At 62.5% G+C, this 19,100-nt stretch carries 14 protein-coding genes; 7 read left to right on the top strand and 7 right to left on the bottom strand.

What is annotated here, in order from left to right:
* Positions 1–184 precede the first annotated feature (184 nt).
* The 4 genes from VEC01_RS16990 to VEC01_RS17005 all read left to right on the top strand — a co-directional run bounded on the left by VEC01_RS16990 (position 185) and on the right by VEC01_RS17005 (position 5,647).
* Positions 185–4,405 carry a PAS domain S-box protein gene (locus tag VEC01_RS16990; protein WP_324902095.1) on the top strand — a complete coding sequence of 1,407 codons (4,221 nt, stop codon included), beginning with the start codon at positions 185–187 and terminating at the stop codon, positions 4,403–4,405.
* Positions 4,405–4,815 carry a response regulator gene (locus VEC01_RS16995; RefSeq protein ID WP_324902096.1) on the top strand — a complete coding sequence of 137 codons (411 nt, stop codon included), beginning with the start codon at positions 4,405–4,407 and terminating at the stop codon, positions 4,813–4,815. The genes VEC01_RS16990 and VEC01_RS16995 overlap by 1 nt, the downstream gene beginning before the upstream one ends.
* 161 nt (positions 4,816–4,976) lie before the next feature.
* Positions 4,977–5,195: a hypothetical protein gene (locus VEC01_RS17000; protein ID WP_324902097.1), complete on the top strand. Its 219-nt coding sequence runs from the start codon at positions 4,977–4,979 to the stop codon at positions 5,193–5,195.
* Between the two features lie 242 nt (positions 5,196–5,437).
* Positions 5,438–5,647 (top strand): hypothetical protein, encoded by a 210-nt coding sequence (locus tag VEC01_RS17005; protein WP_324902098.1) that lies wholly within the window; start codon positions 5,438–5,440, stop codon positions 5,645–5,647.
* 156 nt (positions 5,648–5,803) lie between these two features.
* Here VEC01_RS17005 and VEC01_RS17010 read toward each other — a convergent pair whose 3' ends face one another.
* The 6 genes from VEC01_RS17010 to rpmH all read right to left on the bottom strand — a co-directional run bounded on the left by VEC01_RS17010 (position 5,804) and on the right by rpmH (position 10,765).
* Positions 5,804–6,127, bottom strand: coding sequence for a DUF3135 domain-containing protein (locus VEC01_RS17010; RefSeq protein ID WP_324902099.1), 324 nt, complete (start codon positions 6,125–6,127; stop codon positions 5,804–5,806).
* A 582-nt stretch (positions 6,128–6,709) separates the two neighbouring features.
* Positions 6,710–8,092: a tRNA uridine-5-carboxymethylaminomethyl(34) synthesis GTPase MnmE gene (gene mnmE / locus VEC01_RS17015; protein ID WP_324902100.1), complete on the bottom strand. Its 1,383-nt coding sequence runs from the start codon at positions 8,090–8,092 to the stop codon at positions 6,710–6,712.
* 165 nt (positions 8,093–8,257) lie between these two features.
* On the bottom strand, positions 8,258–9,910 hold the full coding sequence (gene yidC / locus VEC01_RS17020; protein ID WP_324902101.1) for a membrane protein insertase YidC: 1,653 nt from the start codon (positions 9,908–9,910) through the stop codon (positions 8,258–8,260).
* A 31-nt stretch (positions 9,911–9,941) separates the two neighbouring features.
* Positions 9,942–10,202 (bottom strand): membrane protein insertion efficiency factor YidD, encoded by a 261-nt coding sequence (gene yidD / locus VEC01_RS17025; RefSeq protein WP_324902102.1) that lies wholly within the window; start codon positions 10,200–10,202, stop codon positions 9,942–9,944.
* Positions 10,202–10,603, bottom strand: coding sequence for a ribonuclease P protein component (gene rnpA / locus VEC01_RS17030; RefSeq protein ID WP_324902103.1), 402 nt, complete (start codon positions 10,601–10,603; stop codon positions 10,202–10,204). The genes yidD and rnpA overlap by 1 nt, the downstream gene beginning before the upstream one ends.
* Positions 10,604–10,630: 27 nt before the next feature.
* Positions 10,631–10,765: a 50S ribosomal protein L34 gene (rpmH, locus tag VEC01_RS17035; RefSeq protein ID WP_040041456.1), complete on the bottom strand. Its 135-nt coding sequence runs from the start codon at positions 10,763–10,765 to the stop codon at positions 10,631–10,633.
* A 982-nt stretch (positions 10,766–11,747) separates the two neighbouring features.
* Between rpmH and dnaA the strand changes: the two genes are divergently transcribed.
* From dnaA to gyrB, 3 genes are all read left to right on the top strand, one after another.
* On the top strand, positions 11,748–13,145 hold the full coding sequence (gene dnaA, locus VEC01_RS17040; protein WP_324902104.1) for a chromosomal replication initiator protein DnaA: 1,398 nt from the start codon (positions 11,748–11,750) through the stop codon (positions 13,143–13,145).
* A gap of 303 nt (positions 13,146–13,448) precedes the next feature.
* A complete protein-coding gene (dnaN, locus tag VEC01_RS17045; RefSeq protein ID WP_324902105.1) occupies positions 13,449–14,555 on the top strand; it encodes a DNA polymerase III subunit beta in 1,107 nt (368 codons plus the stop codon).
* Positions 14,556–14,880: 325 nt separating this feature from the next.
* Complete coding sequence (gene gyrB / locus VEC01_RS17050) at positions 14,881–17,379, top strand: DNA topoisomerase (ATP-hydrolyzing) subunit B (protein WP_324902106.1); 2,499 nt, start codon at positions 14,881–14,883, stop codon at positions 17,377–17,379.
* A 465-nt stretch (positions 17,380–17,844) separates the two neighbouring features.
* On the opposite strand, the gene VEC01_RS17055 is transcribed toward gyrB, so the two are convergent.
* Positions 17,845–18,927: a DUF6236 family protein gene (locus VEC01_RS17055; protein WP_324902107.1), complete on the bottom strand. Its 1,083-nt coding sequence runs from the start codon at positions 18,925–18,927 to the stop codon at positions 17,845–17,847.
* Positions 18,928–19,100: the final 173 nt, after the last annotated feature.

A 19,100-nucleotide genomic window follows, 5' to 3' on the forward strand; every position in this document is an offset into this window, starting at 1 on the left:
GCCCCCGGCCGCATTGCACCCGGGGCGTCGGGCCCTTCTCGAGCGAACGCGCCCCCCTCCCTAGCCCATCACACCCTCTAGGTGCCAGCCGGCGCCGAATCTGCTATTGTTTTTCCTGGTTTCAACAGCCGGTCGCAAGCCGGCTGCGGGAATCACGGGAGACAACAAACAAGCAGGCGGCACGATGACGGGCAATCCAATAACAACCCCGCCGGAGCAGGACGACTACGAACTGCTGAGCACGGCATTCGACGCCACCGGACTGGGGATCTGCTTCCTCGACGAGCACGGCGTGTACCAGCGCGTCAACCGCGCATTCTGCGACATGCTCGGCTATTCCGCCGGCGAAATCCTGGGCCGCCCGTGGACGATGACGGCGCCGCCGGAAGTGGCGGCGTACGGCCAGCGTTTCATCGACGCCCTGTTCGCCGAACATGCCGCCCTTCCCGATGAATGGCGCGTGCGCCGGCGCAACGGCACCCTGCTGACCGCGCTGATCAGCTTCAAGGCGATCACCGTCAAGGACGGCCAGCGCCGCGTGGTGGTGACCTTCACCGACATCGATTCGCGCAAGGCGGCGCAGGAAACCGCGCTGCGCCGGTCCCAGGACCTGTACCGCAACGTGGTGGAAAACGTCAGCGAGGCGATCATCGTGCTGCAGGGCGAGCGCATCATTTACGGCAACCCGCGCGCGGTCACGCTGTCCGGTTATGCGCTCGACCAGCTGCTGCAGCTGCCGTTTGCTGCGCTGGTGCACCCGGAAGACATCGGCGCGTTGCGGCAGCGCCTGGAACGGCGCCTGACCGGTGCGGCGCCGCTCGGGCAGTACGCGCAGTTCCGCGTGCTGCAGCGCGGCGGACAGGTGGTGTGGGTGGAGTCGAGCGCGGTGCGCATCGACTGGGAAGGCCAGCCGGCGATGCTTGCCTTTTTGTCGGACCAGACCGAGCGGCGCCGCCAGCAGGAAGCGCTGATCAAGTCCGAGGAGCACCACCGCCAGGTGGTCGACAATGCGACCGAGGGCATCCTGGTCCTGCAGGACGGCTGCGTCGTGTTCGCCAACCGGCAGGTGCTGAAGATGACCGGCTACACGCGCGAGCAGATGATCGGACGGCCGCTCGGCCAGGACCTCCATCCGGACGACCGCGAGCGCGTGATGGAGCGCTACCAGCGGCGCATGCGCGGCGAGGACGTCGACCAGAATGCTGTCTTCCGTGTCATCAACATGAACAGTGGCAATACGATCTGGGTCGAGATCGCGTCCGTCACCATCGAGTGGGAGGGCCGTCCCGCGGCGCTCGCCTTCATCACCGACATTACCGAGCGCAAGGCGCTCGAGGACAAGCTCAAGCAGACGCTGGCCGAACGCGAAACGGTGCTGGAAAACTCAATCGTCGGCATCGTGTTCCTGAATGCCGAGGGCCGCGCGATCTGGGGCAACCGCGCGATGTACCAGATCTTCGGCGTCGACCGCGCAACCGCCGCCGGCATGTCGCTCGAATTCCTCTATCCGTCGCGCGAAGCCTACCTGGAAACGGGAGCGACCGTCGCAGCGGCGGTCAGCCGCGGCGAGACCTTCGAATGCGAGCTGCAGATGCGGCGCAGCGACGGCAGCCTGTTCTGGGCCTACCTGTCGGGCCGCGCGGTGAACCCGAAGGACCTGTCATGCGGCACGGTGTGGGTGGTGATGGACATCACCAAGCGGCGCGAGCTGGAAATCGCGCTCAACAAGTCGGAAGAACACCACCGCCAGGTGGTCGACAACGTGACCGAGTGCATCTTCGTGGTGCAGAACGGCCATATCGTGTTTTCCAATCCGCGCCTGCGGCAGCTGACCGGGTATTCGCAGGAAGAATTGTCCCGGCTGCCGTTCGTGGCCCCGATCCATCCGGACGACCGGCCGCTGGTGATCGACCACCACATGCGCCGCCTGCGCGGCGAACAGGTCGAGCAGTACTACCAGTTCCGCATCGTCAATGCGCAGACCCTCGCGGTGATCTGGGTGCAGCTGTCGGCGGTGATGATCGAATGGGAAGGCCGGCCGGCGACGCTGTCCTTCATGACCGACGTCACCGAGCGCAAGCGCCTCGAAGACAGCCTCAGGCAGAGCATGGCGGAGCGCATCCGGCTGGAGACGCTGCAGATCCAGGCCGAGCTGAAGGAAGCCGAGCTGGCGCGCCGCCATGCGGAAGAAACCACGCGTGCCAAGTCGATGTTCCTGGCCAACATGAGCCATGAAATCCGCACCCCGATGAACGCGATCATCGGCATGGCCCACCTCGCGCTGCGCACCGGACTCGATCCCAAGCAGCGCGACTACATCGAAAAGATCCGCAGCGCCGCGATGTCGCTGTTGGGCATCATCAACGACATTCTCGACTTTTCCAAGATCGAGGCCGGCAAGCTCGACATCGAGCAGGTCAGCTTCAGCCTCGACGACGTGCTGAACAACGTCGCCGCCGTCACCGGCGCGCGCGCGCATGAAAAGCGGCTGGAATACCTGTTCCAGGTGCCGCTCGACATTCCGCGCGGACTGGTCGGCGACCCGCTGCGCCTGGGGCAGGTGCTGATCAACCTGATCAACAATGCGATCAAGTTCACCGAGCGCGGCGAAGTGCACGTCGCCTGCCGCCGGCTCGAGCTGGCCGGCGAGCGCGTGCTGCTGCAGTTCGTGGTGCGCGATACCGGCATCGGCATGACGCCCGGGCAGACCGCGAAACTGTTCCGCGCCTTCAGCCAGGCCGATGAATCGACGACGCGCAAATACGGCGGCACCGGACTCGGCCTGTCGATCGCCAAGCGCCTGGTCGAACTGATGGGCGGCACCATCTGGCTGGAAAGCGAACCCGGGGTGGGCACGGTGATCCGCTTCACCGCCTGGTTCGGACTGGCCGAAGGGCAGGACCGGCGCCGGGTTGCGCCCAATGCGATCAACGGCATGCGGGTGCTGGTGGTCGACGACAATCCGAGCGCGCGCGCGGTGCTGGCCGACAGCCTGGCCGCGCTGCCGCTGCAGGTCGACCTGGCGTGCGGCGCGGGCGAGGCGCTCGACATGATCCACGGCGCGGACGCGTTGCGTCCCTACGGCGTGGTGTTTACCGACCTCGACATGCCGGGCATGGACGGCGTCGACCTGATCGCCGCGGTCAAGGCGGACGCCGCGCTCAACGCGCCGCCGCGCATGGTGCTGCTCAGCTCGCACGGCCGCGAGGAAGCGCGCTTCCGCATCGAGCGCGCGCGGCCCGACAGTTTCCTGATGAAGCCGGTCAACGCCTCGGTGCTGGTCGATGCGCTGGTCGAGCTGTTCATGCCGCGCCACCGCAGCCCGCGCGTGGCGGCAACGGAGCAGATTCCGCGCTTCCGCGGCCTGACGGTGTTGCTGGTCGAGGACAATGAAATCAACCAGCAGATCGCAAAGGAAATGATGCAGGCGGCCGGGATCGAGGTCGACATCGCGGGCAACGGCCGCATCGCGCTCGACAAGCTGATGCTTGCCGGGCCGGAACGCTACGGCCTGGTGTTCATGGATGTGCAGATGCCGGAAATGGACGGCCATGAAGCGACCCGCCGCATCCGCGCCAATGCACGCTTCGACGTGCTGCCGGTGCTGGCGATGACCGCGCATGCGCTGGTCGAAGAGCGCGAGCGCTGCTTCGCCTCCGGCATGAACGACCACCTGGCCAAGCCGATCGACCCGGGCGAACTGTACGAGGCGCTCGCGCGCTGGTGTTCGCAGTACCTGGCGCACGATGCGCAGCCCGCCGAAGCGGCGGCGCCGGCGCATCCGGACCTCGAGATCGAAGGCATCGACGTGCGCGACGGCCTGGCGCGGGCGCTCGGCAACCGCGATTTCTACCTGCAGATGCTGGATCGGTTCCGCGACGGCCAGCGCGACACCACGGCGGCGATCCGCGCCGCGCTGGCGTCGGACGCGGTGCTGGCCGAACGCCTCGCGCATACGCTCAAGGGCGTCGCCGGCCTGCTCGGTGCGAAGACGGTGCAGGCGCTGGCGGGACAGGTCGAAGCCGGCGTGCACGAGGGCCGGCCGCCGGAACAATTGCAGCCGCTGGTGGATGAACTCGATGGCGCGCTGGCCATCGTGCTTGGCGCAGTCGACCGCACACTGGCGGCGCAGCGGCCGGCGGCCCCCGAGCTGCCGGCTGCGCCCGAGGCAGGCCGCGAACAGGTGCAGGAGGTGATCCGCCGCTTCGCCTTCCTGCTGCGCGACAGCGACAGCGAGGCCACCGACCTGCTCGGGCAGGCGGAACAGCTGCTGAGCGGCGCGCTCGATGCGGCGGTCTTTGCCGAGATCGCGCATGCCGCGCGCCAGTACGACTTCGACGCGGCGCTGGCGCTGCTGCGCGCCGGCGCCGCCGAAGCCGGATATGAAACCGGAGAGGAGCTTTGATGACTGACGCAAACCGGGCGCCGGGCAAGCCGACGATCCTGCTGGTGGACGACACGCCGGACAACATCGCGCTGCTGTCGGCCCTGCTCAAGGAACGCTACCGGGTGAAGGTCGCGACCAGCGGCGCGAAGGCACTGCAGATTGCATCGGCCTCGCCGCCGCCCGACCTGATCCTGCTTGATGTCGTGATGCCGGAAATGGATGGCCACGAAGCCTGCCGGCGCCTGAAGGCGGCGCCGCACACCGCGGCAATTCCGGTGATCTTCCTGACTTCCCGCGCCAGCGAGGAGGATATGCAACTGGGCCGGGCGCTGGGCGCGGCCGATTACATCACCAAGCCGATCAGCCCGCCTGCCGTGCTCGAGCGGGTCGCCGCGCAGCTGGGCCACGCGCGGCGGGCGGCAGCCTAGCCCGGATTGCCCACAATTCCTGTGCCCAAGTCTGTGGACAAGCCGGGAAAAGCATGGCTATCTGTATGATTCTCAAGGACATTTTTGCCTTGATGAAAATCAAGGCGCGGGCGAACATCCCCGGGGTCCGGCAGTCATACCAGCCTGAAGGAGGGCGAAACATGGCAGCCATCAAGTACACCAAGGCAGACTGGGTCGCGCAGGCGGACATCCAGGAAGAAGCAGACGGCAAATTCCGCGGCGTGGTACTGATCAGCCACCAGAACGGCGCCGGCAGCGAAGACCGCCAGCATACGGTGGACGCGCCATCGGACAGTCCGGAACAGGCGCTGGAGCAGGCGGTCGCGCTTGCGCACCGCATCCTGGCCGACGTGCGCTGAGCCCGCCGGCACGGAGGTGCGGGCTGCGCGCTGCCGGTCCTTGCGCGCGCTCTCCTGCCGCTGCGCGCAGCGCATCTGACCGGCGCACGCGATGCCAGGCCGCCACCGGCCGGTATCAGGATTGATAATTCTCAACATCCATTGCGGATGCGCGCACCAAGACTGTGCACGTGAAGAAACTGCTCCTACAATACCTGCGCCCCGCATTCATGACGCGCAGGTAACACTTAGCGAGCAAGACCATGCGTTTCCAACGTTGCATCAATCCCGACTGCCGCCGCCCGTACCAGGTGAACGAATTCGGCGGGCGATCCAGCGGCAACGCGGAAAGCATTATCTGTCCCCACTGCGGCCATGCAGAAACCGTCTGGACCGACAGCGTATTCCTGGTCCATGCGATGACGCCGGAAGAAGAAGCGCAGTTCACGGCCAGTCATCCCGACGCTGCGTGACAGCGGCGCCGGCAGTAGCGCCGGCGCTTGCCTTCCGCCTGCCGCCACTTGCCCACATCTGCCGTGGACAAAACTGTGGACAACCCGGTATAAGCCGCGTCAACTCAATGATTCAAAAAGGAATTTTTCCTTTGATGAAACGCAAGGCAGGCCGGGTCAGGCCGCACCGCGCAGGCGTTCCAGCAGCAGCGTCGTCTGCAGGCCGGCCACGGCTTCCAGCGCCTGTTCCCAGCCGCCCTGCAGCTTCGTCACCGATTCCTGCATCATCTGGAATGCGGTAACCGCCGCTTCCATCGGGCTTGCCGCCGCGTTGCGCGCTTCCTCGATGCGCACCAGCAGTTGTTCGAGCGAAGCGCGGTGCTCCAGCGGCGCGTAGTCGACCGCTTCGCGCAGCACATGGCGGCGGAAATCCTCCAGCGCTTCGGGATCGTGCCGGTGTAGCGCCAGCAATACATCGAAATCAGGCAGCGGGCTGTGCATGTGGGACTCCTGTAGTAGCGATGTAACAGGTATATCCCATTGTCTTTTTGCTATCTTGTGTCACCTCAAGCAGCTGCGGCGGCGCTTCTGCCCGCGCGCAAGGCGGGGATGCGAACGCCGGCGCGCGACAGCGGTCGCTTGCGCCTTACCCACAATTGCTGTGGCTAAATCTGTGGACAAGCACCGGCCGGCAACCGTAAGTCGATGAATTTTCAGGGAAAGTTGCGTTTGATTAAGCGCAAGGCAGGATGGAGGCGGCACGCGATGAAGGGGTCCGCCGGCGACGGGCAAAAAAAAGCCCGCTGACCTTGCGGTTAGCGGGCGAATCCAATTCAAGAAGAGTTGGAGGAGACAGGAAGAATAGTACCGCGCCGCAACAAATATTTCCTCTTTATTCTCGTGATGACAACCATTCACGAAAGTTATAACAACAGAAAATAAAAAGCCCGCCAGGCTTGCGCGAGGCGGGCTTTCGTGTCTCCTTCGATCATCCTGAAGAGGATTTCTTTATTTCGTGGCCGAATACTACACGGCTTTTTTAAAAAACAAAAGACTGGAAGTCGGCACGCGTCCGAATATTCTTCATTTTCCGATGCAAAAACGGCTGAAAATTACGCCAAGAAGATCATCCGACGAAAATTCTCCGGTAATGCTGTTCAGACGCTCCTGCGTAATTCGTAATTCCTCGGCCAGCAGGTCGAGCGCGTGATCGCTGGTGCCGCTGTCGGTCGCGATGTGTTCGGCGGCCACCTCGAGGTGGTTGCGCGCCGCTTTCAGCGCCAGCAGGTGCCGCTCGCGCGCCAGGAAGCGCGACTCGCCGGTCTGTTGCCAGCCGGCCGCACGCAACAGCTCGGCGCGCAGCAGGTCGATGCCGCGGCGGTCGGTCGCCGACAGGTAGATGTGCGTCGCATCCGGCATGCGGTCCACCGCCGGCCTGTGGCCCGACAGGTCGATCTTGTTCCAGATCCGCAGCACCGGCACGTTCGGCGGGAAGCGTTCAATGATCTCTTCATCCTCCCGCGTCGGTCCGCGGCTGGCGTCAAGCAGGTGCACGATCACGTCCGCCTTCGACACTTCGCCCCAGGTGCGCTCGATGCCGATGCGTTCCACCTCGTCGCCGGCGTCGCGGATGCCGGCGGTGTCGATGATGTGCAGCGGGATGCCTTCCATCTGGATCGTCTCGGTCACCTTGTCGCGCGTGGTGCCGGCGATCGGCGTCACGATCGCGACCTCGGCGCCGGCCAGCGCGTTGAGCAGCGACGACTTGCCGACGTTCGGCTGCCCGGCCAGCACCACGTTCAGGCCCTCGCGCAGCAGCGCGCCCTGCGACGCCTGCGCGAACACTTCCTCCAGCTTGGCGCGGATGCGCGCGAGCTGGCCGCGCGCGTCGGACTTCTCGAGGAAGTCGATCTCTTCCTCCGGGAAGTCCAGCGTCGCCTCCACCAGCATGCGCAGGTGGATCACCTGGTCGACCAGGTCATGGATGGTTTTTGAAAACACGCCTGACAGCGATTGCGATGCGGATTTCGCCGCCGCCTCGGTCGATGCCTCGATCAGGTCGGCCACCGCCTCCGCCTGCGCGAGGTCGAGCTTGTCGTTCAGGAATGCGCGGTGCGTGAATTCACCCGGCTGCGCGACGCGCAGGCCGATCTCCCGGCCCGCCTCCAGGCAGCGCGCCAGCAGCATCTGCAGCACCACCGGGCCGCCGTGGCCCTGCAGCTCGAGCACATCCTCGCCGGTATACGAATGCGGCGCCTTGAAGTAGAGCGCGATGCCCTGGTCGATCGCGCTGCCGTCGGCGTTCAGGAAGGGCAGGTAGGTCGCATAGCGCGGCTTCAGGCCGGCGTTGCCGCAGACCGCCTGCATCACCGCCTTGATGTCCTTGCCGGACACGCGCACCACGCCGATGCCGCCGCGCCCGGGTGCGGTGGCGATCGCGGCGATGGGGGAAGAGTCGTAGTTCATGGGGGGATTCTAGGGTTGGGTAGGGTTGCTGAGCAATGAAAACTAGCGGCACGGATGCAATTGCAACATCGACGGAATTCGCTGGACGGTCTTATCGTCGGGGCATGTGCCCACAAACAAAAAAGCCCGCGCACCGCGCGGGCTTTCCCGGAACTCTCAGGCAGATCAAGCCGTCTTGCCGGCTTCGATATTCTTCGTGATCACCCACTGCTGCGCGATCGACAGGATGTTGTTCACCACCCAGTACAGCACCAGGCCGGCAGGGAAGAAGAAGAACATCACCGAGAAGATGATCGGCATGAACATCATCACCTTGGCCTGGATCGGATCCGGCGGCGTCGGGTTCAGCTTGGTCTGGATGAACATCGAGATCGCCATCACGACCGGCAGGATGTACCACGGGTCGGGCGACGCCAGATCCTGGATCCAGCCCAGCCACGGCGCGTTGCGCATTTCAACCGATGCCAGCAGCACCCAGTACAGCGCGATGAACACCGGGATCTGCACCAGGATCGGCAGGCAGCCGCCGAGCGGATTGATCTTTTCGGTGCGGTACAGCTCCATCATCGCCTGGTTCATCTTCTGCGGATCGCTCTTGTAGCGCTCGCGGATCGACTGCATCTTCGGGGTGACCGTCTTCATCTTCGCCATGCTGCGGTAGCTCGCGGCCGACAGCGGGAAGAACGCCAGCTTGATCAGGATGGTCAGCACGATGATGGTCCAGCCCCAGTTGCCCAGCACCTTGTGGATCTGGTCCATCAGCCAGAAGATCGGCTTGGCGAGAATGGTCAGCCAGCCGTAGTCCTTCACCAGGTCCAGGCCCGGCGCCAGCTTTTCCAGGCGGTCGGTTTCCTGCGGGCCGGCGTACAGCTGCGCCGCCATCGACCCGGTCGCGCCCGGCGCCACCGTCCCCATCGGCAGGATGGTGCCGACCGAGTACAGGTTGTTGTCGACCTTCTTCGTGTAGATTTCGCGCTGCGCGTTCTGCGGCGGCAGCAGCGCCGACACGAAGTAGTGCTGCACCAGCGCCACCCAGCCGTCGGCGGCCTTGGTCACGTGCTTGTTCTTGCCTTCCTCGATGTCCTCGAATTCCATCTTCTGGTACTTCTCGGCATCGGTGTACACCACCGGGCCGGTGAAGGTGCTGTAGAACTGCGACTCGCCTTCCGGCTTGTTGCCGTCGCGGACCAGCTGCATGTACACCGACGGCGCGATCGGCGCGCCGCTGTTGTTGACCACGTCATGCTTGACGCCGATCGCGTAGTCGCCCTTGCGGAAGGTATAGGTCTTGACCAGCTTGACGCCGCCCTGCTCCGATTCCAGCACCAGTTGCAGCTCGTCCTTGCCGTCCAGCGTGCGCGGACCCGGCTTGGCGACGAACGGCGACTTGTGGTTCGGGAAATTGCCGCCGATCAGGCCGCTCTGCGCGAGGTACACATGCTTGGTGCCGGCGTCGAACAGCACCATGTTCTTGCTCTGGTCGACGGTGTCCTTGTGCTTGAGCAGCTCGAGGCGCTTGAGCTCGCCGCCGGCGGTGTCGATCTCCGCCTTCACCACGTCGGTGGTGATGGTCACGACTTCGCCCTTGACCGCTGCGGCCGCCCCCGGAACCGCGGCAGGCGCCTGCGCACCGGCAGTGGCCTGCGGCACGTCCGACTTCGCCGCCGGCGAAGCGCCCGCGGCGCCCGGCCTGGCTTCCTGCTGGGTCGGGGTCGGGAAGAACATCGACTGTTTGCCGTTATAGCGCATCCAGTTGTCCCACAGCAGTAGCAGGGACAGGGAGAACACGACCCACAGGATGGTACGTTGGATATCCATAGCTCTTTATTGTGCTTGAGTAATCAGAAATTCAATGGTGCTGGCAGGCGCAGTCCGCATCCTGCTGTCCGCCCGCCGCTTTTTTCGGTACCGGATCCAGCCCTCCCGGATGCCAGGGATGGCATTTGCACAGCCGCTTCGCCGCGAGCAGGCCGCCCCTGGCCGCGCCGTGTTCGCGGATCGCTTCGGCGGCATAGGTGGAGCAGCTCGGATAAAAACGGCAGTTCTGGCCGAGGAAAGGACTGATGCCCAGCTGGTACGCGCGCAATAGTAGCAGCAAAAGCGATTTCATCAGCGGGATTCCGGAGTGGATGGGGCCGCGCGTGCGGCTTGGGAGCCGATGAGTTGCGCCAGCTCCTGGCGCAGTTCCGCCTTGAGCCGGGCCCCGGTCGCCGGACCGCTCCGGGAATTGACCGGACGCGACAGGCGGACGATGCAGTCGATTGGCGGCAGCACGGATTGGCGGAACAGTTCGCGCGCGACGCGCTTGATCGTGTTGCGGGTCACCGCGCGCGGCGCGAAGCGCTTGGCGGCGACGATGCCCAGCCGGGCGTGGCTCAACTCGTTGCGGCGCGCGTAGAGCACAAAATGCGCCGACCGCTGCACGGGCCGCAAACGAAAAACGGATGAAAAATCATCCGTTTTCACGATGCGCCGGGTGCGTGCGTAGTTGTGTGAACGTTCTTCGCTCACGCCGGCAGCTTCAGGGGCAGGCTTGGCTTAGACAGCCAGGCGCTTGCGGCCCTTGGCGCGACGGGCATTCAGCACGGCGCGGCCACCGCGGGTAGCCATGCGAACGCGGAAGCCATGGGTGCGCTTGCGGCGGACGACGGAAGGTTGGTAAGTACGTTTCATTTTGGTCTCGCTTATTCGGCAAAAATGGGTGGGATCATCACGCAGCCCATTCTTGTTTCGTGTTTTGGCCACAAAACGTGACAGGCAGTGAACCCGCAATTAAACCTTAATTTCTGCTTGTATGTCAATCACTTAGAGGCGTGCGGGAATGGCAATGCGGCCGCGCGCCGTCGCGTCGTGGTTCGGATGCGTTTGCCGCGGCTGGCGCAGGCGGGCGGCGAATGGCCGCGATACCTGCCGGCGTCACCCCGTCGTCCCCGCGCAGGCGGGGACCCATAACCCGGCAATGTCGCGTGCCATCGCGTAGCGGTACCAGATGCAAGCGGTGTGCTGCTTGCCGGCGGGCGGGAATGCCCGCGATGCGTCCACCCTTACCCCCTCGTCCCCGCGCAGGCGGGGACCCATAACCCGGCAATTCGGCGTGCCATCGCGTAGCGCTACCCGATGCAGGCGGTGTGTTGCTCGCCGGCGGGCCGAAATGCCCGCGCTGAGTCCAGCCTCGCCCCGTCGTCCCCGCGCAGGCGGGGATCCATGCTGAACGTAAACATCCTTTTTCGCTGGCAACTCTGCCGGTTGCATTACCGGATTATGGGCACCGCCTGCGCGCGGACGACGGGGAAAATTGGCTTAACGAGGTGCAAGTCAGTGCCCGCCTTCATGCCGCGCCGCATCCGCGCCCGCTTGCTTCCGCGTCCGAGAATTCCCCGCCGTAATCACCCAGCCCGGCATCCTTCCCTAAGCCCAAATTATCCACATTTGCAAGCATTTTTTTATGTCTGAAAAATGACGAAGGCTGTGGATAACTGGCGGACCCGGCGTTAGAATACCCGTCCCGTGTGGATGTGCCCTGGACGTCGGCATGCCGCTCCCGCACCCCACTGCGCAGTCGCGAAGCCAAAGAGGGCTCGCTGCGCAGCGCACTGCCGGAGGAGAGCAGGACGCAGGGCTTGTTATTTTCCACACATCAAACATAGAAAAATTCATGGAAAATTTTTGGCAGACTTGCTCCGCAATGCTGGAGCAGGAACTCACGCCTCAGCAGTACAGTGCCTGGATCAAGCCGCTCGTTCCGCTCGACTTCGAGGACGGACGCCTGCGGATCGCAGCGCCCAACCGCTTCAAGCTTGACTGGGTCAAGACCCAGTTTGCCAGCCGCATCACCGCCCTCGCCTCCCAGTACTGGGAAGAACCGATCGATGTCCAGTTCGTGCTCGATCCGCGCACCAACGCGGTGAAGCGGCCAGCCGCGTCCGCCATGCCCGCGCCCGCGCTGGCGACCGCCGGCGGCAACGACTTCGCCGACATGCCGGACCCGATCGAGCGCGTCGATATCGTCATCGAGGAAACCAAGAAGCGCGACCACAGCAAGGTCAACCCGGCGCTGACCTTCGACAGTTTCGTCACCGGTAAAGCCAACCAGCTGGCGCGCGCGGCCGCGATCCAGGTCGCGAACAACCCCGGCGTGTCGTACAACCCGCTGTTCCTGTACGGCGGCGTCGGCCTGGGCAAGACGCACCTGATCCACGCGATCGGCAACCAGTTGCTGCAGGATAATCCAAGCGTGCGCATCCGCTACATCCACGCTGAACAGTATGTTCGCGACGTAGTGACCGCTTACCAGCGCAAAGGTTTCGACGACTTCAAGCGCTACTACCATTCGCTCGACATGCTGCTGATCGACGATATCCAGTTCTTCGCCGGCAAGAGCCGCACGCAGGAAGAATTCTTCTATGCGTTCGAAGCGCTGATCGCCGCCAAGAAGCAGATCATCATCACCAGCGACACCTATCCGAAGGAAATCACCGGCATGGACGACCGCCTAATTTCCCGTTTCGACTCCGGCCTGACGGTCGCGGTCGAGCCGCCGGAACTGGAAATGCGGGTCGCGATCCTGCTGAAAAAAGCGGCGTCGGAAGGCGTGGTGCTGAACGACGACGTCGCATTCTTCGTCGCCAAACATTTAAGGTCGAACGTGCGCGAACTGGAAGGCGCGCTGCGCAAGATCCTTGCGTACTCGCGTTTCCACGGCAAGGACATCACGATCGATGTTGTCAAGGAAGCACTGAAAGACTTGCTGTCGGTGCAGAACCGCCAGATCTCGGTGGAGAACATCCAGAAGACCGTCGCCGACTTCTTCAACATCAAGGTCGCCGACATGTACTCGAAGAAGCGCCCGGCCAACATCGCCCGGCCGCGCCAGATCGCGATGTACCTGGCCAAGGAACTGACCCAGAAGAGCCTGCCGGAAATCGGCGAACTGTTCGGCGGCCGCGACCACACCACGGTGCTGCACGCGGTGCGCAAGATCGCCGCCGACCGTTCCAAGAATCCGGAAGTGAACCACGAGCTGCACGTGCTCGAGCAAACCCTGAAGGGCTGATCCGCGCTAATCCACAGCTGCCTAGCGGCTTGTGGATAACCCGGCAGGCGGGTTTGCACAAATAACAAGCAAAGCTTGCGCGCCGGAAAGGCCCTATTATTCATAGGGATAAATGCGGCGCCCCCAGTCGATTGCAAGGAAGGCAAAAAACCTGCACTTTGGTTTCTTGGGAACCCCCCTTTTCTGTCAAAATAGAGGTTGTTTTGCTTTTAGTTTGACCAGGGCGGATTCCGACCTTTCCGGGGCCTGCCTGTTCACCAGATTCAGCACTGTCTCAAACCAGATCACGATAAGGACAACAGCATGCAATTGGTCAAAACCCAAAGAGACACGCTTCTCCGACCGCTGCAGATCGTGAGTGGTATTGTCGAGCGTCGGCACACGCTGCCGATTCTGGCCAATATCCTCATTCGCAAGGACGGTGAAAAGGTCTCCTTCCTGTCCACCGACATCGAAGTGCAGATCACCACGACGGCCAATGTCGGCAGCGGCGGCGAAGTCGCCGCCACCACGGTCGCCGCGCGCAAGCTGCTCGACATCCTGCGCGCGCTGCCGGATTCCGGCGACGTCGCGCTGTCGCTGGCGAACAAGCGCATGACGGTCCAGTCCGGCAAGTCGCGCTTCGCGCTGCAGACGCTGGCCGCCGAGGAATTCCCGACGGTCGCGCAGGCCGAGCACTTCAACGCGAAGGTCACGCTGCCGCAGAAGACGCTCAAGCATCTGTTCAACATGGTGCACTTCGCGATGGCGCAGCAGGACATCCGCTACTACCTGAACGGCCTCTTGCTGGTCGTCGACGGCAAGAACGTGATCGCGGTCGCCACCGACGGCCACCGCCTGGCGTTCTGCCAGGTCGAGACCGACCAGAATTTCCAGCGCCAGGAAGTGATCATCCCGCGCAAGACCATCCTCGAACTGCAGCGCCTGCTGGAAGACCAGGACAACCCGGTCGAGGTCGAGATCGCCAGCAACCAGGTCAAGCTCACGTTCGCCGACATCGAACTGATTTCCAAGCTGGTCGAGGGCAAGTTCCCGGACTACACGCGGGTGGTCCCGAAGGGCTACAAGAACAACTTCACGATCGACCGCCAGACGCTGCTGCACGCGCTGCAGCGCGCGGCGATCATGACCAGCGATAAATTCAAGGGCGTCCGCTGCATCATCAGCCCGGGCAGCCTGAAGATCAGCTCCACCAACGCCGACCAGGAAGAGGCGGTGGAAGAACTCGAAATCGACTACGGTGGCGACTCCATCGACATCGGCTTCAACGTCTCCTACCTGCTCGACGTGCTGAACAACCTCAAGGGCGACAGCGTGAACGTCGCGCTTGGCGACGCCAACTCATCGGCGTTGATCACCGTACCGGACAACACCGACTTCAAGTATGTCGTGATGCCGATGCGTATTTGATTAAACAGATAACAGAAACCGCAAGGGGGCAGCCGTGGTCAAGGCGAGCCCCTTTGCTGCATTTATGGGAATTTGAAAATTCTTGGCAAACGGCCCGAAGGGTCGCTGAATAGGCCGGAAAACCGCGATGCATAAAGGACTGTAGGGTGGGTAGAGCGCAGCGAAACCCACCGAACACGGCCTGTTGAGCGTCTGGTGCGTTTCGCTACGCTACCCACCCTACGTCCTCGAACCATCCGGCAGATCCGCACCACCCTCTCCGCAACACGGAAGGGACCGCCAGCCAAGTCGTTCTTTCGCCGCATTTCGTTTTAAGAAGGTAGCCATGTCCGCACTCCCTCAAGAAGCCCCCCGCGAGCAGCAAGCCAGCAGCTACAGCGCATCCTCGATCCAGATCCTCGAAGGCCTCGAAGCAGTCCGCAAGCGGCCCGGCATGTACATCGGCGACACGTCTGACGGCACCGGCCTGCACCACCTCGTGTTCGAAGTGCTCGACAACTCCATCGACGAAGCTCTCGCCGGCCACTGCACCGAAATCCACGTCACGATCCACTCCGACAACTCGATCTCGATCACCGACAACGGCCGCGGCATCCCCACCGGCATCAAGTGGGACGACAAGCACGACCCCAAGCGCAGCGCCGCCGAGATCGTGATGACAGAGCTGCACGCGGGCGGAAAGTTCGACCAGAACTCCTACAAAGTCTCCGGCGGCCTGCACGGCGTCGGCGTGTCCTGCGTGAACGCGCTCTCCAAGCTGCTGCGCCTGACCATCCGCCGCGACGGCAAGGTGCACCAGATGGAATTCGCCAAGGGCGTGGTGCAGAACCGCGAACTGGAACTCCAGGACGGCGTGCAGGTATCGCCGATCAAGGTCACCGGCGAAACCGACAAGCGCGGCACCGAAGTCCATTTCTGGGCCGACGAAGAAATCTTCACGCACATCGAATTCCACTACGACATCCTCGCCAAGCGCATCCGCGAACTCTCCTTCCTGAACAACGGCGTGCACATCAAGCTGACCGACCAGCGCACCGGCAAGGAAGAGGATTTCGCGTTCGAAGGCGGCACCCGCGGCTTCGTCGAATACATCAACAAGAACAAGAACGTGCTGCACCCGACCGTCTTCCAGGCCACCGGCGAGAAGGTCTCCGAACAGGGCACGATGATCGGCGTCGACGTCTCGATGCAGTGGAACGACGCGTTCAACGAACAGGTGCTGTGCTTCACCAACAACATCCCGCAGCGCGACGGCGGCACCCACCTGACCGGCCTGCGCGCCGCGATGACCCGCGTCATCAACAAGTACATTGAAGAAAACGACTTCGCCAAGAAAGCCAAAGTCGAAATCTCCGGCGACGACATGCGCGAAGGCCTGACCTGCGTGCTGTCGGTGAAGGTGCCCGAGCCGAAGTTCAGCTCGCAGACCAAGGACAAGCTGGTGTCCTCCGAAGTGCGCGGCCCGGTCGAGGAAATCGTCGCCAAGACGCTCACCGACTTCCTGATGGAAAAGCCGAACGACGCCAAGATCATCTGCGGCAAGATCGTCGAAGCCGCCCGCGCACGGGAAGCCGCTCGCAAGGCGCGCGAACTGACGCGCCGCAAGGGCGTGATGGACGGCCTCGGCCTGTCGGCCAAGCTGGCCGACTGCCAGGAAAAGGACCCGGCGCTGTGCGAACTCTACATCGTCGAGGGTGACTCCGCAGGCGGCTCCGCCAAGCAGGGCCGCGACCGCAAGTTCCAGGCGATCCTGCCGCTGCGCGGCAAGGTGCTCAACGTCGAAAAGGCGCGCTTCGAAAAGATGCTGTCCTCCGAGCAGATCACTACGCTGATCGCGACGCTGGGAACGAGTATCGGCCCGGACGAATTCAACGTCGAGAAGCTGCGCTACCACCGCATCATCATCATGACCGACGCGGACGTCGACGGCGCGCACATCCGCACGCTGCTGCTCACGCTGCTGTACCGCCAGATGCCGGCGCTGGTCGAGCGCGGCCATGTGTACATCGCGCAGCCGCCGCTGTACAAGGTCAAGCACGGCAAGGACGAGCGCTACCTGAAGGACGACGTCGAGGAAGCCAGCTACATGATGAAGGTTGCGCTGAACGACGCCGCCATCATCCCGACCGAGAATGCGCAACCGATCGTCGGCGACGCGCTGGCCGAGCTGGTCCGCCAGTACAACACCGCCAACGCGATCATCATGCGCCTGTCGCGCGCGATGGACGAAGCGGCGCTGTCGGCCATCATGACCGGCGTCACGCTCAACCTCGACAACGCCGAGAACGCCGACGCCTCCGCGCAGGCGCTGGCCACGGCGATCAACGACCCGGCGGTCGAAGTCGTCGTCAAGTCGGACGAACTCTCCGCCAAGCACATGCTGCGCGTGGAGCGCCGCCACTTCGGCAACATGAAGATCAGCACCATCGACGCCGACTTCATCCACGGCCCCGACTACCAGGTGCTGTCGGCCGCCGCCGCCACCTTCAAGGGCCTGATCGGCCCGGGCGCGCTGGTGCGCCGCGGCCAGGGCGACAAGGCCAAGGAAATCGCGATCAAGGACTTCCACGAAGCGATGAGCTGGCTGCGCGACGAAGCCGAGCGCGGTGTTTCCAAGCAGCGCTACAAGGGGCTGGGTGAGATGAATCCGGAGCAGCTGTGGGAAACCACGATGGATCCGACGGTGCGGCGCCTGCTGAAGGTGCAGATTGAGGATGCGATTGCGGCGGATCAGATTTTCACGACGCTGATGGGGGATGATGTGGAACCGCGTCGGGCGTTTATTGAGAGTAATGCGTTGCAGGCGGGGAATATTGACGTGTAACTTGTCGTCGCTGTAGGGTTTCATGGAAGATGCAAAATGTGTCACTTACGTGAAAATTAAATTTCACAGAAAGTGATAAACGCAAAAAGCCCCGAAAGGGGCTTTTTGTTTATGCAGGCATAGGGCGCCAAATTAACTGTGACTGACGCCGAAGTTCCGTGACTGGAAGTACATAGTCCGTGCGACTAACCTACCAAAAGGAACCGGTCACCAAGAAGAACGAAGGGCCAGTTCATCGAATTGGCCCTTCGTTACTAAAAGAGGTGCATTTTTGAGTTTTCGTATCAACGGCTGGAAGCGGCCGACAACCGGACGTTGGTGACATTCACTGGTGAGTCCCATACCGACCCAAACCGGTCAATCAGCTTTGCCGATAGCGATCATTCGCCGTGCGATTCAGCGGCGAAATCCACCGGTGGCTGGAGGCCGTCTGGTGAAATAATTGCTAGCCATCGACGGCTAGCTCTATGAAAAATTTTGCTCAAGCGCCAGAAGATAGGTGAACGCATTCTCACGCTTTAATTTCTTCCTCTCTTCCGAATGAAGCACCGTTGCTGCCGTTAGAGAGATGCCAGCCCCGACCAGAAGTGCGGTCGGAAGCGCCAAACCAGCAGCAACCAATGCCGAAGTTGGCGCTGCCGAAAGAAACGACACCTTGAGCAACCCATCGGTCATGGTCCTTATGCGATTGCTTTTAAGCGCCGATTTCAAATCAGCTAGAGCAGGTTGAATTTCGTTTACCACCAAGTCATTTGCATGTTGCCTGGCAGCTTCGAAAGACTCTGAGTCTGGAATCGAAGATGTTAGTTCTCCAATCTTCGCCCGGAAGCGTCCTAACTCATCGGAATACTTCTCACGGAAGGCAAGCAAGGTTTTCAGCGAAACGGACGGCGCGATCGATAGATCACCGATCAGTAAATCAACGACGGCTCCCTCAGTTAGGGTTCTCGGAAGGCTTGCAGAGTTTGCTGCTCGAAAGCCGCGTTCCCGCGCCCATGCTCTATTACCAGAGCGTGCGGAATTTACGAGCCGGTCCGCCGCGAATGAAGAGGTTAGTAACCCAAGCCCCTTCCTCTCTGCCAATCGATTGGCTAAAAGCGTCATGTAGTAGTCAGAAAACACATCATTCATTTCGAGCCATTCACCGTCGGAGCGGCAAAGTTCTTCGAGACGATGTCTTAGCTCCCAAGAAAATTTCTCGTTATGTATGCGGGAGAGCCCGCGTAGCGCGTGAGGGAGCTTGTCAAGATGAATGGGCGTTGAAGCACCTGGAATTCTGCCGATCAGTAGTTCGCTGGCCTCTTGAGATTCAAGAAAGGCAAGCACATCGTTCGTCAGTGCGGCAATTTCCGGTTGTCTTGAATTGACCCTTAACGGCTCAAGAACGCCTGCATCTTCAAGTTCCCGAGAGAACTTTTTTGAGTACGGACTGGAGATGCTGGCGGGAACTATTGTGTGAATCTTGTCCCAATATAGGCACGCCGAGCGAAGCCAGCGCTCATCACGAATCTCAATCCATGGGTAGTAAAGTGCTCTCGTGAAGCTCATTAGTTTCTTCTCCTTATGACTGCAGGGCAGCAGCAATGCGCAGTGGTTCGACGCGCTGGAGGCGGCCTGCGCGCGCATACGCGGCTACGCGCCGGACGCGCTGGTGGTGTCGCTCGGCGTCGATACCTATCGCGGCGACCCGATCTCGAAGTTCATGCTCGATGCGCCGGAAT

The sequence above is a fragment of the Noviherbaspirillum sp. genome (assembly GCF_035627455.1).
Classification (GTDB): Bacteria; Pseudomonadota; Gammaproteobacteria; order Burkholderiales; family Burkholderiaceae_D; genus Noviherbaspirillum.

Coding starts and splice junctions, on each gene's coding strand:
- VEC01_RS16990 (WP_324902095.1), top strand. CDS start 185: ATGACGGGCAATCCAATAACAACCCCGCCGGAGCAGGACGACTACGAA.
- VEC01_RS16995 (WP_324902096.1), top strand. CDS start 4,405: ATGACTGACGCAAACCGGGCGCCGGGCAAGCCGACGATCCTGCTGGTG.
- VEC01_RS17000 (WP_324902097.1), top strand. CDS start 4,977: ATGGCAGCCATCAAGTACACCAAGGCAGACTGGGTCGCGCAGGCGGAC.
- VEC01_RS17005 (WP_324902098.1), top strand. CDS start 5,438: ATGCGTTTCCAACGTTGCATCAATCCCGACTGCCGCCGCCCGTACCAG.
- VEC01_RS17010 (WP_324902099.1), bottom strand. CDS start 6,127: ATGCACAGCCCGCTGCCTGATTTCGATGTATTGCTGGCGCTACACCGG.
- mnmE (WP_324902100.1), bottom strand. CDS start 8,092: ATGAACTACGACTCTTCCCCCATCGCCGCGATCGCCACCGCACCCGGG.
- yidC (WP_324902101.1), bottom strand. CDS start 9,910: ATGGATATCCAACGTACCATCCTGTGGGTCGTGTTCTCCCTGTCCCTG.
- yidD (WP_324902102.1), bottom strand. CDS start 10,202: ATGAAATCGCTTTTGCTGCTACTATTGCGCGCGTACCAGCTGGGCATC.
- rpmH (WP_040041456.1), bottom strand. CDS start 10,765: ATGAAACGTACTTACCAACCTTCCGTCGTCCGCCGCAAGCGCACCCAT.
- dnaA (WP_324902104.1), top strand. CDS start 11,748: ATGGAAAATTTTTGGCAGACTTGCTCCGCAATGCTGGAGCAGGAACTC.
- dnaN (WP_324902105.1), top strand. CDS start 13,449: ATGCAATTGGTCAAAACCCAAAGAGACACGCTTCTCCGACCGCTGCAG.
- gyrB (WP_324902106.1), top strand. CDS start 14,881: ATGTCCGCACTCCCTCAAGAAGCCCCCCGCGAGCAGCAAGCCAGCAGC.
- VEC01_RS17055 (WP_324902107.1), bottom strand. CDS start 18,927: ATGAGCTTCACGAGAGCACTTTACTACCCATGGATTGAGATTCGTGAT.